General features: G+C 37.0%; 16 protein-coding genes. 7 read left to right on the top strand and 9 right to left on the bottom strand.

Going from position 1 to position 18,341, the window contains the following annotated elements:
• Positions 1-243 precede the first annotated feature (243 nt).
• The 4 genes from RMB06_RS10685 (at position 244) to accC (ending at position 4,083) form a co-directional block, all read left to right on the top strand.
• Positions 244-1,569 (top strand): Y-family DNA polymerase, encoded by a 1,326-nt coding sequence (locus RMB06_RS10685; protein ID WP_206258289.1) that lies wholly within the window; start codon positions 244-246, stop codon positions 1,567-1,569.
• Between the two features lie 236 nt (positions 1,570-1,805).
• Positions 1,806-2,261, top strand: a complete 456-nt coding sequence (gene aroQ, locus RMB06_RS10680) for a type II 3-dehydroquinate dehydratase (RefSeq protein WP_311079423.1) — start codon at positions 1,806-1,808, stop codon at positions 2,259-2,261.
• 17 nt (positions 2,262-2,278) lie between these two features.
• Positions 2,279-2,698 carry an acetyl-CoA carboxylase biotin carboxyl carrier protein gene (gene accB / locus RMB06_RS10675; RefSeq protein WP_000354611.1) on the top strand — a complete coding sequence of 140 codons (420 nt, stop codon included), beginning with the start codon at positions 2,279-2,281 and terminating at the stop codon, positions 2,696-2,698.
• 17 nt (positions 2,699-2,715) lie between these two features.
• On the top strand, positions 2,716-4,083 hold the full coding sequence (accC, locus tag RMB06_RS10670; protein ID WP_002115704.1) for an acetyl-CoA carboxylase biotin carboxylase subunit: 1,368 nt from the start codon (positions 2,716-2,718) through the stop codon (positions 4,081-4,083).
• 47 nt (positions 4,084-4,130) lie between these two features.
• Here accC and RMB06_RS10665 read toward each other — a convergent pair whose 3' ends face one another.
• The 7 genes from RMB06_RS10665 to RMB06_RS10635 all read right to left on the bottom strand — a co-directional run bounded on the left by RMB06_RS10665 (position 4,131) and on the right by RMB06_RS10635 (position 12,262).
• On the bottom strand, positions 4,131-4,634 hold the full coding sequence (locus tag RMB06_RS10665; protein WP_002115710.1) for a hypothetical protein: 504 nt from the start codon (positions 4,632-4,634) through the stop codon (positions 4,131-4,133).
• A 155-nt stretch (positions 4,635-4,789) separates the two neighbouring features.
• Complete coding sequence (locus tag RMB06_RS10660) at positions 4,790-5,956, bottom strand: MFS transporter (protein WP_311079419.1); 1,167 nt, start codon at positions 5,954-5,956, stop codon at positions 4,790-4,792.
• Between the two features lie 549 nt (positions 5,957-6,505).
• Entirely contained in the window at positions 6,506-7,534 is a 1,029-nt protein-coding gene (locus tag RMB06_RS10655; protein ID WP_206222363.1) for a spore coat U domain-containing protein, read from the bottom strand.
• Entirely contained in the window at positions 7,525-9,963 is a 2,439-nt protein-coding gene (locus RMB06_RS10650; protein ID WP_311079417.1) for a fimbria/pilus outer membrane usher protein, read from the bottom strand. The genes RMB06_RS10655 and RMB06_RS10650 overlap by 10 nt, the downstream gene beginning before the upstream one ends.
• A gap of 10 nt (positions 9,964-9,973) precedes the next feature.
• Positions 9,974-10,681, bottom strand: coding sequence for a molecular chaperone (locus RMB06_RS10645; RefSeq protein WP_014207027.1), 708 nt, complete (start codon positions 10,679-10,681; stop codon positions 9,974-9,976).
• Positions 10,682-10,764: 83 nt separating this feature from the next.
• Entirely contained in the window at positions 10,765-11,295 is a 531-nt protein-coding gene (locus RMB06_RS10640; RefSeq protein ID WP_005068793.1) for a spore coat U domain-containing protein, read from the bottom strand.
• Between the two features lie 535 nt (positions 11,296-11,830).
• On the bottom strand, positions 11,831-12,262 hold the full coding sequence (locus RMB06_RS10635) for a hypothetical protein (protein WP_311079416.1): 432 nt from the start codon (positions 12,260-12,262) through the stop codon (positions 11,831-11,833).
• A gap of 368 nt (positions 12,263-12,630) precedes the next feature.
• Between RMB06_RS10635 and RMB06_RS10630 the strand changes: the two genes are divergently transcribed.
• The 3 genes from RMB06_RS10630 to RMB06_RS10620 all read left to right on the top strand — a co-directional run bounded on the left by RMB06_RS10630 (position 12,631) and on the right by RMB06_RS10620 (position 16,128).
• Complete coding sequence (locus RMB06_RS10630; RefSeq protein WP_016145697.1) at positions 12,631-14,304, top strand: FMN-binding glutamate synthase family protein; 1,674 nt, start codon at positions 12,631-12,633, stop codon at positions 14,302-14,304.
• A 211-nt stretch (positions 14,305-14,515) separates the two neighbouring features.
• Entirely contained in the window at positions 14,516-15,571 is a 1,056-nt protein-coding gene (locus RMB06_RS10625; RefSeq protein ID WP_068611438.1) for a linear amide C-N hydrolase, read from the top strand.
• 62 nt (positions 15,572-15,633) lie between these two features.
• Positions 15,634-16,128: a hypothetical protein gene (locus tag RMB06_RS10620; RefSeq protein WP_311079411.1), complete on the top strand. Its 495-nt coding sequence runs from the start codon at positions 15,634-15,636 to the stop codon at positions 16,126-16,128.
• Positions 16,129-16,184: 56 nt separating this feature from the next.
• Here the strand turns inward: RMB06_RS10620 and RMB06_RS10615 are convergent, their stop codons facing one another.
• Entirely contained in the window at positions 16,185-17,213 is a 1,029-nt protein-coding gene (locus RMB06_RS10615) for an alpha/beta hydrolase (protein WP_002115207.1), read from the bottom strand.
• Positions 17,213-18,337, bottom strand: a complete 1,125-nt coding sequence (locus RMB06_RS10610; protein ID WP_057062191.1) for a YdcF family protein — start codon at positions 18,335-18,337, stop codon at positions 17,213-17,215. The genes RMB06_RS10615 and RMB06_RS10610 overlap by 1 nt, the downstream gene beginning before the upstream one ends.
• Between the last annotated feature and the right edge of the window lie 4 nt (positions 18,338-18,341).

Here is an 18,341-nt window from a genome sequence, read left to right as displayed (position 1 = left end):
CACAAAAAGGAGATCAATGCGATCTCCTTTTTTATTAAAAATATTAATTCCTTATCTATTTTTTCCATTATTAACCTGAGGTAAACCCACAGAACCACCCTAGTATTCTGCTAAAAATTTTGTTAACTTGATTTTGTTACATATTCAAGATACAAATTTTTCATTCTACACTCCCCATCACTGTGTTTATGAAAACAATATCAATATGTAGTTTTACCAATATTTTTAAGGGGGCGAATCATAATGGAAATCTCACACCGCGAAATTTACGCGCTCGTAGACATTAATAATTGTTATGTGAGTTGTGAGCGACTATTTAATCCCAAACTTATTGGTCTACCAGTTGTAGTACTTTCTAACAACGACGGATGTGTTGTATCACGTAGTGAAGAAGCAAAAAATATGGGTATCAAAATGGGGATTCCATGGTATCAGATCGAACAAGAAGCTCTTCAAGCAGGTGTACACGTCTATTCAAGCAACTACACTTTATATGCTGAAATGTCACGTCGCTTTTTTTCAGTTCTTGGCGAGTTTTTCTCGCCCGATGATTTAGAAGCTTATTCTATAGATGAATGTTTTATTCGCCTTACCCCTTACCTACAGTCTATAGATATTCACTCTTATTGTGTCAACGTCGTAGAAACTCTAGAAAATTGGTTAAGCTTACCTTGCTGTATTGGTATCGGATATTCAAAAACTCAAGCAAAATTAGCCAATCACTATGCTAAAAAGATTCCAAGCTTTAATAAAATTTGTAATTTCATCACTTTAGATCCTTTGCTTCTTGAAGATCTCATGCAAAATACTTCGGTCAAAGAAGTGTGGGGAATTGGCTATCAATTAGTCAAACAATTACGGAGTTATGAGATTTATTCATGCTTAGACTTAACTTTTGCCAATGAGCATCATCTAGCAAAAGCTTTTTCTGTGGTTATGGCCCGTACCATTCGTGAGCTAAAAGGCCAATCCTGTATTCAACTTGACGATCCTGCCATCGTCACAAAACGAATTTTAGCTTCACGTAGTTTTGCTCAAGCTTTATCCAGCATTGAGATTATTAAACAAGCACTTATTTTCCATCTCAACCGTGCTCATCGCCGTTTAATGAAACAAGAGCAACTATGTGCCTGCATTCAAGTCATGCTTTATGAAAAAATAGATAAACCACCTTATAAAAAAGCGTCTTCTCAAGCGATAGGCTTAAATTATGCAACAGATGATTTATGCATATTAACAAAAGCAGCTATGCAGCAAATAGATGTTTTATATAAAGAAAATAAAAAATACATTAAGATTGGAATTTTATTTTGTGGTTTGCATCCCCGTCAACATCACATTGATGATTTATGGCAACCTCTTGAGTTGATTCAGCAAAGACAACAATTAATGCAAACACTCAGCACAGTTCGTAACCGATTCGGTAGTCACTATTTACAAGTCGGTTATCATTCCCGTAATCCATCTTGGCATATGAAACAATGTCACCGTTCAAAAAATTATCTAACTCGATGGAATGAGCTATTAGTGATTGGAGAGAACTCTATAGCCGTTACACAAAATACATGAACTGTTTTTGTCAATTCAGTTTAAAATAAGCTCCATTAAATTACTTGAAATTTTGTCATTTTTTAACATTGCTAAATCATCGCAAAATTTACAATATATAAGCCGAATTTGGTATACCCTTTCTGCGACGATGAAAACAAATTATAAAAAAAATTGTAGAAACATATGCCATAATAAGCAAACTTTGCATACATCTTGCAAAGAATATTTGCAACTTTAGAGCTGGAGCAATCTGAATGAGTTCGACCATTTTGGTGATTCATGGACCGAATTTGAATTTGCTGGGAAAACGCGAACCAGAAGTATATGGTCATCTTACCTTAGATGATATTAACCAACAACTTATTAGCCAAGCTCAACAAGCTTCAATCACATTAGATACTTTTCAAAGCAACTGGGAAGGTGCCATTGTTGATCGTATTCATCAAGCACAAACTGAAGGCGTAGAGCTTATTATTATCAACCCTGCAGCCCTCACCCATACATCTGTTGCTCTACGCGATGCCCTACTTGGCGTTGACATTCCATTTATTGAAGTACATTTGTCGAATGTCCATGCAAGAGAGGCATTCAGACATCATTCTTATTTATCTGATAAAGCAATTGGCGTGATTTGTGGTTTAGGTGCAAAAGGCTATCGCTTTGCACTCGATTACGCTATTGAAAAAATTCAACCATCTAACCCAAACTAGTTTAGGAATAGTCGCCCATGGATATCCGCAAAATTAAGAAACTCATCGATTTAATGATTGAGTCTGACTTGCAAGCGATCGAAGTTAAAGAAGGTGATCAATCAATCGCTTTAACTCGTCGCAATCCTGTCGTTGCTGCGGCTGGTGTAGCACTTCCGGCTGCTCCTGTTGCAGAAGCACCAGTTGCAAAAACACCGCGTGGAGCAGTTGAAACTTCTCCAATGGTTGGCGTGTTCTACGCTGCTCCAAGCCCAGGTGAAGCACCATTTGTTAAAGTAGGTCAAACAGTATCTGCTGGTGAAACTTTGGGTATTATTGAAGCAATGAAAATCATGAACCCAATTGAAGCAACTCAAAGTGGCGTGATTGAAGAAATTTTAGTGAAAAATGGTGAAGTTATCCAATTCGGTCAACCTTTATTCCGTTATCGCGCGTAATTACCCCGGGGACGTCTATGTTGCAAAAAGTTTTAATTGCAAACCGTGGTGAAATCGCTTTACGTATTACCCGGGCTTGTAAAACATTAGGAATCAAGACTGTTGGTATCTATTCAGATGCCGATAAGGATTTGATGCATTTACGTTTTGTTGATGAAGCAGTATGTATTGGTCCGGGCGCAAGTAGTGATAGCTATTTAAATATCCCGGCAATTATTACTGCTGCAGAAATTACCGGTGCTGATGCTATTCACCCGGGTTATGGTTTCCTTTCAGAAAATGCTGAGTTTGCTGAAATTGTAGAAAGTTCAGGCTTTACTTTTATTGGTCCACGTCCAGAACATATCCGTCTTATGGGGAATAAAGTTTCTGCGATTGTTGCCATGAAAAAAGCTGGCGTACCTACTGTACCAGGTTGCGACCATGCAGTAACCATCCACAACGCCTTGGCAGAAGCGAAAGAAATCGGCTTCCCGCTTATTGTTAAAGCGGCCTCTGGTGGTGGTGGTCGTGGTATGCGTATTGTTGAGCGGGTAGATACTCTACTTGAATCAGTTCAAGCAGCGCAGCGCGATGCAGAAATGTGGTTCGGTGATGATACCGTTTACATGGAACGCTTCTTACAAAAACCTCGCCATGTCGAAGTTCAAGTTCTTGGTGATGGTAATGGTCATGCAATTCACTTATATGACCGCGACTGTTCATTACAACGTCGCCATCAAAAAGTACTAGAAGAAGCACCTGCACCAAACCTACCAGAGCAAGCTCGAGCTGATATTTTAGAAGCTTGTGTTCATGCATGTCAGTTAATGCAATATCGTGGTGCTGGTACGTTTGAATTCTTATTTGAAGACGGTGAATTCTTCTTCATTGAAATGAATACCCGTGTTCAGGTAGAACACCCTGTAACTGAAATGGTTACTGGTGTCGATATTATTGAACAACAGTTACGCATTGCAGGCGGCCTAGGACTAGAGCTTCAACAAGAAGATATCAAAGTTCAAGGACATGCAATTGAATGCCGTATCAATGCAGAAGATCCAACAACATTCTTACCTTCACCAGGTAAAATTGAAAGTTTCTATGCGCCAGGCGGCGCTGGTATTCGTTTAGATTCTCATATCTACCCAGAATACAGCATTCCACCTTACTATGACTCTATGATTGCCAAATTGATTTCTCATGGTAAAGACCGTGAAACTTCAATTGCTCGTATGCGTCAAGCACTAGATGAAATGATCCTTACGGGAATTAAAACAAATATTCCTCTACATAAAGATCTTATTTTGCAAGATAAGAGTTTCTGCTCTCAAGCAATGGATATCCATTACCTTGAAAAACACTTGTTAAAGCAAGTGGAAGAAAAGAAAGCTGAAACTGCATAATAAAAAAAGCCTCTTATACGTAAGAGGCTTTTTTTATATCTATAATTTTATGGTAATACCCGACGTAAAGTCGCAAAGCACTGCTCACCCTTAGCTGTTGAACAGAAATTGATTGTATGGTCGTTTTTCCATTGTACAAAATATTGTGAAACATCACCTGTTTGGTCTTGCTTCTGACCAGAACAATCTACTTTATTATTATCAAATTTAATTTGCATTACTAAAGCGGCTAGCTGCTCTTTAGGGTCATCAGAAGGTTGATATTCATAGATACCATAAGACCATTCCTGACCGCTTTTGATCACTACATCATTACTACTACGAAAGTTATAATATTCCACACATTTCTTATTATTTGGAATTTCCATTCCCCATAATCCCATAATTTCAGGGCGCGTAACAATACGTATAGCATTAGGATTACTTGCAGTCCGAACGGGTTGTTCAGCTGGCTGTTGAGTAGCCGTTTCTGCCACAGCTAAACCAGAACAAGCCCACAATAATCCAATAATATAAATATTTTTCATAGATTTATTAATCATTAAACGCATGAAGTTAAGTTAGCATATTTTTTGACAAAATCACTGCTCCATAACCATATAAAAACAATATTTTTCAACTGTAACGTGTCACAACAAGTCATCAAATAATTTTATATTTACTTGCTTTTTTCAATATAAATTCTTTGTTTTGCATGATCTCAAGCTTAGGTAGTTGAAGAATCGACTTGTTTCGGAAGCCACTTTACAAAGCACAAACCTAAGAGCACAACCACGCTGGCACACATAAAGATGAGTTCACCAGAAAGAATTTTCCAGAAATGCCCAGCCAGAACACTACCGAAAGCTACACCTAACCCCCACATGGTACTATAAAGTGCTTGTCCACGCCCTTGCTGTCCAGCAGAAAAGTTTTGAAAAATAACTCTCATTGCGATCAAGTGAAATAAACCAAAACTAAAGGCATGTAAGCACTGCGCAAAAAGTTGACCAATAAAATAATGTGAAAATACTGCAACTAGCATCCAACGTATGCTCGTCACTAGCAGACACACTATCACTAAACTGCGCCACGAAAAACGTTGAAAAATCTTTGAGGCAATTGAAAACATAAAAATTTCAGCAAAAACGCCCATGGCCCATAAAAATCCAATTTCAGTCGTACTGAAATTCAAAGATTTCAGAAAATTACTATAAAAACTATAAAAAGGCGCATGTGAAAAAAGTAGAATAAATTCAATTGCAAAAAATGCAGCCACTGTTGGGCGCTTAAGAACAGGAAGTAAAGGTTCTAAATATTTTTGGGAAGTAGGCGCGCTATCAGGTTCGCGGATTGTGAAAGACCAAATAAACGCTAGAGACGCGATAATTAATAGTAAAATTGGGAGCATTGAAATATGCACTATTTCTAAAATAGCCCCAATAGTGAATACCCCAACGATAAACCCAACCGATCCCCACTTACGAATTTTGCCGTAGAGTTTAGCTTTTTGATTACCCAACCAAAATAAAGTGACTCCCTCAAATTGAGCTAAAATCGCATTTTGAAAGAAACTAAAAATAAGCATAAGCAAAGCAACTGATTGAAAAGTATTTGGAACTATAAAAATAGCCAACCATATACAAGATTCCATCCAAGTTGCTACCCGAACAAGCAACATTCGCTTACCAGATTTATCAGCAATCCAACCCCAAACTAAAGGTGCAAAAAAACGAGTTACAATCGCAATTGAGGATAAAACACCAATTTCTTGATAATTAAATCCCTGATCTTGAAGATATAAATTCCAATAAGGCATGAATGTACCTACAATGGAATAGTAGAAAAAGTAGAATCCACCGAGTCGAGTTTGGATAGTAAGTGGTTGAAACAATTTATAAACCTTTGTATTTTCATGAGGTTAAAATTCGGGATAGCTGTCACGCATGTAGCCATTTGTCTTTAGTACTACTAAGCATCCACAAATTTCGATTCGTAGATTCACCGAATAAAATACAATTAAACATATCAGAGCATCTCAGCCTTTCAATTTTAACACTTTGTTTTCCAATACAAATCATTAAATTATTGAGAATCGACTTATCTCTATAAGTATTTTTTATTGATAAGAAAGAATAAATAAAGAAAAGAGAACTGTAATTTAATTTGTACAATCTGTTAACTTGTGTAAAAATACATTTAATATTCATAAGGTATATATTTATCAGATGTTTTTTCTTATTTTTTTAATTTGTCTTTTTCTGTTTTTACTCATCCTAAAACAACATTACCGCTAACCACTTATCACCCCTACTTTTTTAAAAACCTAGCTGCTTCTTTTAAATTAGAACAATTAAACACCAAATTTATAGACCACTTTTTAAATGCTAAGTGTTCAACTCAAATCCTAAAAATATACTCAACATAAAATTCCAATAAATTCTTAATAAGTGACTGTAACAACTATCGCATCTGAGTAATTACCCGGAGCTGTTGAAATAGTGGTACCTTGCGGAATTTTTCCATAGACATTTGTACCCTGAGAATTGCCCGAACCTGTTTTAGAAACGCCTCCAGAACCTCCAACTGCGCTTACACCACCAGTAGTATCCCATACCGCGCTATAATTCGAGTTCTGATATAACTGATATGCGATATATTGACCACTACCATTTGTCATCTGCCTAAAGCCACCAGCAATACGGTTATTCCCATCCCCCAAATAAATACTATATGGCAGTCCATTATTACAGGTCGTATTTACCACTCCTTGAGCTGTATAATCACGAGTAGTCTTACCAATATCATTAATATTTCCAAAATCGACATTTGATGTTGAATCTATTTGACACAAACTTGGCACAACATAATTAGCAGTTATAGTGGTATTACCCGAGTCCCAACCTCCACCACTATCCCCCTCACACACAGTACTAGAGCTTGCTTGCATGTCCCAAAATAGCTGAACCGTACCAGTATAGGTTCCTTTAGGGTATGCCATGAGCGACCCTGTACGGGCTGGTACTTTTATATTTACAGAGTAACTAATAACATTATTTGAAGCGACTGTTCTTACTGGACCATACCAGACATTCGAATTTTGATTGGTGGTAGAAGACCCAGCCCCACCTACAGTGGCAGTTACCGTATAGGGTAATGAAACACTGTTAATTACATTTGTGGTTCCAGTAAAGACGGTTTTCATACACATATAACCTGAAATTTCTGGTGTTGTACGTCCCCCATAACAACGTATTGTTCCCGTGTATGTCAGAACTGCATCATTGTTAATTGTTGCAGCAGTGTATGTGTATGTACCAGAAGTTGTCCCTGTAGGTGTGCAAGTTGCATAGGCAGAGTTAAAAAATGTAAAGATCAGGCATAGCAAGCTCATTCCCAAAAAATATTTCAGGATAAATGAAAGACCTTTAAAAGTTGTCGGCTGGTTAAAGTTAGCAATATTTATCGACATACATAAGGCCCCAATTTTTTAGCACTGTATTGCTTATTTTCATACGCAAAATCAACTTGGCATGAGCCATGATCTAGAAGATCGACTTCAAGTTTGTTTTGTTTTAACAGGTTTGGAATAAATACTTCACCGTCATAACCAACCACTCCATCTTGCTGATCATTAATTCGAACGGCATAACCCGGCATTAACGGTGAGTTGTTTTGATCAACAAGTTTCACTAACCCTGAAATGACCTGATGAGCACCGAAGTCGACCAAAGTTCCTTGACGGTAACCCACAAACGCTGTCTGATTCGTAGAGCTAACTTCCCACTCTAAAGGTAAATATGATGGGTCTAGGTAGATATGATGAGACATGTAGGGTCTTAAATTTGCAATTAAGAATCGGCCAGACTTATCGGTCGCACCTAAATTAACACCACCATTTAAAATTTGGCTTTGTGGTCCGGCATTGGTCACAACTGCGTAGCCCTCTCCAATTTCATTGGCCGCAAAGATACGTCCCGCCGCCGCAACCAGTGATCCTGTCGCCGAAAGTGCAACCTGGTCGTTATCTCCAAATCGGTTATAGCGTCCCGTCAGGTAAGCCGCTCGGGCACGGTATGAAGCATAGACCGATGCATTGTTTTCATTGGCATCCTGATCGCGCTCAACATAACCACCCCAGCCAAATGAACCAATTTGTGGTTCAGACAAACCGAATATTTCTTGACGATACCGTAGGCTACCGCTGTCACTAGATATACTCGTGATCGCATTCACTTTACTGGACGGGGTATATCTCAGCGCAAAGTAAATCCCATAGTCCTTATGGTTTTCATAATCTTTATACGCTGATGCATAAAAACCCCAGTTCTTGTCCAGGCTTCCACTTAAATTGGTAGACAGTAACTTATAAGAGTTATCGCTATATTTGATCTGGTTATAACCTAGATAAACCCCATAGCCTGCATAAAAGTTATAGTTAATCCCTGCCCTAAAAATCTCATCTGCCAATGCGCTATAGTTCAGGTAGTTCTGTGACTCGGCATTAATCTGGTTATCTTTTAAATATCTCACTTGAGACACACGGGCTAGGTCAAAATAGTTATCAAATACTTTGCGGTAACTGGTGTTAAATGAAATGTTCTTACTAATGCGCCCTTCCAAACCCAGCAATGCAGAATAGCCGTATTCTTCTTTATACTGGCTCGCTGCAATGTCGGCATTGATCACGCCAATACCCAAAATATTTTTGGCAAATCCTGTGCCTAGGTTCGATAACCCATCTGTTGAAGCTTCTGCACCACCGCTTAAGGTCAGAGAGTTACTGTAACCGTATCGGATCGCACCTGATGCAAAGGTGGCATCGTCATAATCATTTGAATAGAGTCCATAGTTATAACGTGGAACCCCCACATCTACTGAAAACTCATTTATGCCTTTTGCCAGAATCTTCGATGAAAAATAGTACGGCTTTTTGGTAATGCTCTGCTGTCCCGTTGCATCGGTAGTCACAAGGGTGACTTCGTTTCCTGAAATAAATGGGAGCTGTTTAATATCAAATGGACCAGATGGCACTAACCCTGAATAAATCTTTTGCTGGTTGACATATAAATCTAGGGTTGAAGGCAGTGCTGCCGAGCCAGAGAATTGCGGGAGTGCCGAAGTGACAATATCACCGCGTTGACTATAAGCACTCGACCACTGAAAACCGGCAAGACGGACACTGCTCCCCCAGTCTGGGCTATTAGAAATAAAATCACCTAGGGTATATATTCTGATCTTTTCAGGGTCGACATATTGCCACTTACTTTCCAGTCGTACCCACTTTTCATGGCTATAACTATTTTCATTACTACCGTTATATAAAACGCCTGATGAAAAGTTACCAATTGCACTGTTAAAAATACCCTCTGCCGTACCTGAGAAAACGTTCTCGTCATTGGTCATAGTCTGATACAGACTGTAATTCAGAATGGCTGCATTTAAGGGCTTCATCTTTAGCAAATTCGGGCTAGTGATCTGCTGGCCATTTAAGTCAACTGAGTAACCCGTTAACATGTTCGACGGAACTTTTAAGTTTAGAGACTGCTCATTTTCGAGATATTTAAACTGAATTCCGTTTAGATCATTAATACACACCCACTGGTTATCTGGGATATGTTCATCCATTTTTAGTCTTAAAGTTTTTAAATCACGAGAGCGGATATATAATTTTCTATCTTGATCCTGCCGTACAGATATTAAGTCTTTTGAAACATTTGAATTAACAGAAATATTTAAAAATAGCTGTATATATCCTTTATCAGAACCAAATGCATGATAAGAAGAGTCCGTGATTTCTGGAATACTTGGCAAAACAGCATTAGTACTATCTTGTAAAGATTCAGCAAAAGCATGAGTCGGCAAGTATGTAAGACATAAGGCACTTACGAGATATTTCATATGTGCCTCTTTAAAGAGATGTTTGCTTACCGTTAATATTTAATGAAATATTATATTTATGATCTGCTTGAAATTTAAAATCAGGACTAATATTAAAATTTCTCGCTTTCCCGGCAAGAATATAACCATTCACGGTGTTTACTTTAATGGGATAGCTTTTATTCGCAGTTGTATCCACAAGTATTAAGTTATTTAAAAGCGCATGTCGATTACCAACATTACTTATGGTGAGATAAGCGTTATTTTGTTCTTGTTGTATTGACCAATTCAGTTTAGTAATCGCATCTTTATTGACGACAAATACAGGTAATGACGAACGTAGTAGTACGTTAACGCCTTGATCAGCTTTACGACTATCAATTGGTTTTGGTAACTCATCAATAATAATACGATAAGTTTTTTCACCAGAAATAGGCTCTGGGTTAATTCTAACTACACGTAAGTTATAAGAGTCACTAGGTTGTAGTTTTAAAAATGGCGGACTAATTACAATCTCATCCGTAGGGATTAACTGATCTTGACCAGCATTTTGTCTCCATTCAAATACACGCACCTGCAAATCAGCACTTTCATTTGACTGGTTATATAAACTAATGGAAGATGCAGCCTGATCACTCAATATTTCAACACTAACAGGTGAAAGGCGGATTGATGCTGCATTTAGCATACTAGGCAAAAATAACAATAAACTTGTCATAACAAAGATATTTTTTTTCATGATTTGCCCAGAACGACTTTTCTCAAATTGAGCTAGCTCTCTAAATCAAGAGCTAGCAATGACGCAATAAAACTTATTAAAAATTAATAAGTCACTGTTACAGTCACAGTGTCAACATAGCTACCAGCACTTGGTAAAGTTGAGCCAGCAGGAATACGACCATAGACATTAACTGTTTGTGCTGCTCCAGTACCAGTACCGCTATATGCAGTTGTTGCAATACCAATTGCTGTTGCACGGTTAGTATCTGAGAAAAGGTTATAAGGAATATATTCGTTACTAGCCGCCCCACCAATCATACGACGTTGTGTCGATTGAGCATTTTTCCCTGCGTCAAAAGCCAAAGTCCATGGCACAGTGTTGTTACATAACACTTTAATTGCAGTCCCACCTGTTGTTGTGGTGTCTGCATCTACGTTGCTCGCAAGCGAACTTAACGTACCAAAGTCTAAAATTGCATTTGACGTAGTACCTGTTGCAGAAGTGTTGAGAACACAACTGTTTGTAATCGTTGCTTTAACAGTTAGTGTACCGGTTGCGTTAGCTGCATTTGCAACATTGATAGACGTTAAACCCATAGCAATTGCTGATAAACAAATGAGAGACTTATTCATGGTTAAAAACCTTTTTACATTACGCCAATAAAATTAATAGATGTAAAAATTAGCCTTCCCCATCACAATCACTAGTTCTTCTGACTGTTTTTTCAAAGCGTTATTTTTTTACTCTACTAATTGCGCATAATACAAAAAAACAACAAAAACACTAATGTTTGTTTCATTCCAAATATCAATTAATAATCAAAATTTTGATTGATTTCTCAATTATAAAAATTTTTATGGTTATCCCCACTCTTTTTATTAATTTTCGATAATTTCATTTACATTTTTATTAGTTTTTCTAAAAAATTTTAATTTTTCATTAGTTAAAATTTACCATCACCATTCATATTTTATAATTTTTTAAAGTTTGGTCAAAAAAAATAAGAACAAAAAGTAAGCACCTGATTATTCTATATATTTTAAATGAATAAGAAAATAATACTTTATGAATAAGAAATCTAAGTGTTTTATCACATCTTTAGAATTTTTTTAGAGATTTCAATGGCTAATGGCAGGTCTTCACTACTAAAAAGTATGTATTGCTAGCTCAACTATTTCTAAAAATTAAATGAAAAATCAAACCAAAAAATCCACCCACCATTGCAAAAAGTAACTGTACATAAGCTTTACCGTACCAAGCTAGTTCTCTAAATTGATAGTCTGTGTTATCAGAATTGATCAATAAAATATTTTTAATGTCCCAACTATGAAAGCCCTGGGGTCTTTCAGCAAAAAAGTCTAAAATAGGCATAAAACCAAAAACAAATAAAATACCAAGTAAGGGGTAAACAATACATCCTGGAAAGATAGGAGTCTTTCTCCTTTCCATATAATCAAATATTATGGCTACAACAACTAATAAACTTTGTATTAGGGTGACCTTCTTGAAAGTATCAAGATCGAAGCCTAAATAAAACATTAAAGTTAAGAAAAAAATTATTGTTAACAAAATAGAGAGTACTAATATTTTCCAATTCATTTCAGCCCTTAATAATTTTTATAAATTTATATAGTTGTATTTATATCTATTAAAATATCATTTCATTTCGCTTATATTATCAAAAAATTATTAAATAGCAAAAACAAACCAATTTAAATTAAAATAATTTTTATTATTAAATAAATCTAAAATTAACTTTCACCTATAATAATTAAAATTACTTAATAAAAAATCCCCCATCCGATGAATATTTTAATTTATCTCAGTTCAAAAAAATAAATGCCAAATTAAGCCCTATTTATGAATGTATTCTTCCTTATTCTCCAAAACTAACAATTCCATACTTGTAGTTTGACTTGCTTCTTGGCAAGGTATGTACCAGTAAAACATTAGGAATTTGTTCCAATATGGCGAGTCCAGCACAAATCATTCGACATAAATTTCTCAATACATTCTTTTCACGCCATTCTCTCTGGTTTTTATGTATTTTTACTGCGCTCAGCATCACATGGTTTCGAACCGTCTATACCCCTCATAGTATCTATTATTTTATTTCTGATACTCTCCTTAATGGTTTATGGGTAGTTACAGGCGCTTTAAGCCTATTAGGCCTCTATGATGTTTTACAAAATAAACATTCTATTTTAAGAAACTACCCAATTATGGGACATTTTCGTTTTTTGTTTGAAGATATACGCCCCGAAATTCGTCAATACTTTATTGAAGCGGATCAAGATGCTCTACCTTTTTCTCGCATGCAACGAAGCTTAGTTTATCAACGTGCTAAAAACGAAAATGCAGATAAACCTTTTGGCTCAATTATTGATGTCTATCAAGAGAATTACCGCTTTATTGTCCACTCAATAAGCCCTTGCCCACCAGCTGATCCAAAGAGCTTCCGCATTCAGGTGGGTAATGCACAATGCCTTCAACCCTATAGTGCATCCATTATGAATATCTCTGCCATGAGTTTTGGTAGTTTAAGTGCCAATGCAATTCGAGCACTCAATAAAGGAGCGCAATTAGGTGGGTTTTATCACGATACTGGTGAAGGTAGCTTAAGCCCTTATCATCTCGAAAATGGTGGAGATATTGTTTGGCAAATTGCCAGTGGTTATTTTGGATGCCGTACCCTAGATGGCAAATTCGACGAGCAAAAATTTGCTAAACAATCTCAATTGCCACAGATCAAAATGATCGAATTAAAGCTTTCACAAGGTGCAAAACCAGGCCATGGCGGTATCTTACCTAAGCATAAAATTACCGAAGAAATTGCCCAAATCCGTGGCGTTTCACGCGATCATGATTGTATTTCTCCTGCTAAGCATTCTAGTTTTTCTACCCCAATTGAAATGATGCATTTCTTACAGAAGCTGCGAACATTATCTGGCGGCAAGCCAGTTGGTTTTAAACTATGTATTGGTCAACCTTGGCAGTTTATGAGTATTGTTAAAGCAATGCTTGAAACAAAAATTGTTCCTGACTTTATTGTTGTGGATGGTTCTGAAGGTGGTACTGGTGCAGCACCAATTGAGTTTAGTGACAATATTGGTACCCCATTACGAGAGGGCTTACGCTTTGTCCATAATACTCTTGTCGGTGCAGGACTAAGAGATCAAGTTAAAATTGGTGCTAGTGGTAAAATCATTAGTGCTTTTGATATCGCTAGCACTTTTGCACTCGGTGCAGACTGGGTTAATTCAGCACGTGGTTTCATGTTTGCAGTTGGGTGTATTCAGGCACAAAGCTGCCACACCAACCAATGCCCTGTGGGTGTAGCGACTCAAGACAAAGATCGTCAAAAAGCAATTGATGTACCGACTAAATCAGAACGAGTATTTAATTTTCATAAAAATACCTTGCATGCATTATCAGAAATGATTGCTGCAGCGGGTTTACGCCATCCTTCTGATATTAAAGCTCATCATTTGGCTCAGCGAGTAAATGACCGTGAAATTAAGAACTATGCTCAGTTGCATTTTTTCTTGAAAGAAGGTGAACTTTTACAATCTGAACTTAATAATGACGATGATAATTTCTACTATCGAATGTGGAATATGGCTGATGCCAATCATTTTTAATTTATATTAATTTTTATAAGTTGAGCATCACCTTTATAGTGTGATGCTCTTCCATATTTAAACCTAATATGTGATTTTTGCTTAAATTTCACTCCCCTTTTAATTTGTATTTAATAGATTTTTCACCTAATATAAAAGTATAAATAACGTACACATTTTAATTTTATTTAATAAAAATTTTTTAATGCTTATAACAAGAAGGTACCTCATCATGTTGAAAAAAACATTCATCTCTTCTTTTGTTGCAATCGCTGTAGGCTTAAGTAGCTATGCTGTTGCTTGTACACGTGCCGTATATTTAGGTAATAATCAACATATTATTACTGCTCGCTCAATGGACTGGAAGGTTGATACAGGTACCAACTTATGGATTATGCCAAGCGGAGTTAGCCGTGACGGTAGTGCTGGTCCCAACTCAATAAAATGGACGTCGAAGTATGGAAGTGTAATTGCAACAGGTTATGAAGTTTCCACAACAGATGGGATGAATGAAGCAGGTTTAGTTGCTAATATTTTATGGTTAGTAGAGTCTGAATACCCAGATGCAAAAAAGACAGATAAGCCTTTATTAAGTATTGCAGCCTGGGCTCAATATGTGCTCGATAATTTTGCAACTGTAGATGAAGCCGTTAAGGCCTTAGAAAAAGAACCCTATACTATTATTACCGACAATGTTCCCGGTGAAACACGGCTCACCACCTTACATTTATCTATTTCTGATAAAACAGGTGATAGCGCAATTATTGAATATATTGGTGGAAAACAAGTGATTCACCATAGTCGAAGCTATCAAGTCATGACTAACTCACCTACTTTCGATAAGCAACTTGCACTTGCCGAATATTGGAAACAAATTGGTGGAACAATCATGCTCCCCGGTACAAACCGAGCATCTGATCGCTTTGCACGTGCATCTTTTTACATTAATGCTATTCCTAAAAATGATAATACAAAACAAGCACAAGCCTCTGTATTTAGTGTAATTCGCAATGCATCTGTTCCCTATGGGTTAAATACTCAAGAAGAACCTAATATCTCTTCAACTCGCTGGCGAACTGTTGCCGACCACAAACAGATGCTCTACTTTTTTGAGTCAGCACTATCACCAAATGTATTTTGGGTTGACTTAAAAAAGATTAACTTTAAAGATGGTAAAACACGTAGACTTGATTTAGGGCCTGATCAAAGCCATATCTATGCAGGTGATGCCACCTCTTCCTTTAAAATTGCAAAACCATTTGTATTTTTAGGTCCAACTACACGTTAATTTATGTCAAAATTTATTACTCTTAACATAAATAATATTAAACATACGATCTTGGAATTTATATGATGAAGAAATCTCTACTCTTATTGGGTTCATGTCTACTTACTGCAGCGTGTAGCACCACACAGGTTAGTACACCAGCTCCTAAAGAGGTAAAAACAGCTGGTCAACTAAACTGCTCACCAACTGAACTATGCCCAAGCTTATTGGTTAAATGGAATGAGAATCAAAAAAATCAGCTTCGAGTAGATGTTCATTTAAGTAGTAGTTATAACTTTTATGATATTAACGCTTTAACCTTTGATATTGATGGCAAACGATTCAATTACGAACCAACTCAAGCCACTGAAAAGACAAATGTGAGCCGATTAGTACCTAAACATTCAACCACTTACTTTGTTATTCCAAGTCAATTCCTACAAGAATTTAAAAATGCTCAAAATGTGAATGTTTTAATCAAAACAGATAAAGGAACAATCGAGCGCAATATGTATAGTCCACAAAAGCAGTCTTCGGTTTATAAAAACTTTATGCAGCTTTATCAAAATTCAAAATAAACTACAAAGATTAAATAATGCATCTATCTAGAATTTTGGATAGATGCATTATTTTTCTAATAATAAAAATGTTTTGGCTTTGCATGCAAAAAGGCTGGAATCAATCCTGTTAATGCCGCACGTATATCTGCACGTTCATTAATTAATTGATGAGAGCCTTCTTCAAGCATTAACAATGTCTGGAGTCTAAATTTACGACGAATAAATTCAATGTTGTAACGCCAATCAACCGTCTGATCTAGAGCACCTTGTGCAAGCCAGACTGGGATACGGCAAGCAGGTCGCTCTTCCATTTCTTGCATCCATTTTGACATTGCCAAAATCCAGTCCATGCCCATCATTCGAGGTTGCAGAGGATCTTTTAAACGAATAAAACGCAAAAATTCAGGATTATGATTATTACGTCTAAAATGCCTTGGTACCTGACGCTTAATACGGCGAATAATGCCTAATCCAACGGGGTTATGCCACCATGCGGTTTTTGCAGGGCGAATTAACGGAGAAAGTAAAAGTACTCGATCTACAATCGGATCTTGGCGTTTTTCAGCATATTCTAATAAGTGATGCATCCAAATTGCTCCACCTGTACTTTGACCAATACCGACCCATGGTTTAGGTAACTGATCTGCATGTTTCACATATTGATAAACAGCCATCAAAACTTGCTGGTAATGATCAAAGTTTTTAATGCTGGCTGGTGAACCATCACTTAATCCATGCCCCGGCAAATCATAAGTAATAATACTAAAGCCCTGCTCAAGAATTTCACGAATAATTGGCTGGTAAATACCGCTATGCTCAAGATAGCCATGCAATAGACAAACTGTACCTTGTATTTTTTCTACTTTGGGTTTGAAAACTTGCACATGCAAACGGAATAAAGGCATTTGGACATAGCCTTGCCAATGGTCACATTCAAGTAAATGTAAACCATACAATTTGCGATAGGCCAGCAAATCACGAGAAGGTTCTTCTAATGTGTTTAAATTGAGTGGACTCAAAACCTGCGGCGTAAGATCACGATTAGGAACCGGTAAATCTAATTGTTTTAATACGGCAGGATTGAGAAATGGAATATCTGACATTAAGGAACCTCTCGACAATCACTTGAGCCAAACAACATGTCACGAATTGTCGCAAGTAATTCATAATTTGCACGGCGGCTATGATCGTAATTTTGCACACTTGGTTGCCAACGTGTCAGTGGAGTTGGCATTGGAGCTACAACAGGAATAGTTTCTATACCATTTAAAGCAAACAGTCGGCGTGTACGTGGCATATGGTATTCATCTGTAACCAACATGACTGTCGGTGCTCCGCCTTTTTTCTGAAGCAATAAAGAGCTAAAACGGGTATTTTCACATGTATTCATACTCCGCTTTTCTAATAGCTTTGCATCAACACCGCGCTCTTTTAACCAAGCTTGCATATAAGGTGCTTCTACACCGCTAAGTACAATAGGCAGATGATTTTGTTTTTCAACTTCTAAAGTTTTTTCTAATCGCAAACGCGTATAGCCATTAACAACAATATCCTTACCATTTTTATCTAAGGTTAATCCGCCACCCAACACAACAATTGCATAAGGCTCTGATAACTTTTTAGGTTGTACGGGTAATGGATTTTTACGCACATACTCGACTTTTTGTTCAGGTTTACTGACAGCTTTTTGATGCTCTGGCACCACAGGTTTTCTTGCTAAAAACTCTGTATATTGCTCAGTAAGCGCTTTATTTTCAGAACTATTAATAAAGAGTGCTTCATCAACAGGACTACTCGCCTCATCTGCAGCATCAATTTCTGAGTTTTTAGCGACTAAAGGAACCGTTACAGATGCGGCTTGCTCTTCCGAATCCTGTTCCTTTTCTTCTAAAAGAATAATTTGCTGCAAAGCTTTATAATTCTCTTGAATATAGGTCAGATCAGATGTTCTTTTTTCACGTAACGCCTGCTCTGTCAGTTTTAAATAGGCTTGACGAGCGATCCATAAATTCGAACCTGGCTCTAAATTATCATGCTCACTTAAAGCAGCCTGTCTTTGGCTCTCAGCAGCGACTTGATTAACATCAACAGGTACAAAATAGTTAAGCCCAGCTACAATAAGTTTTGAATAAAATGGCGAATATAAAAAAACCACGAAACAGCCTAATAGTACAAATAGCACGGTGACTACTTGTACTAAACGTACCATTAAATGTACTTTTGGCATAAAA

The sequence above is a fragment of the Acinetobacter sp. V104_13 genome (assembly GCF_031798995.1).
Taxonomy (GTDB): Bacteria; Pseudomonadota; Gammaproteobacteria; order Pseudomonadales; family Moraxellaceae; genus Acinetobacter; species Acinetobacter pittii.
This window is presented reverse-complemented; position numbering and strand designations above follow the sequence as displayed.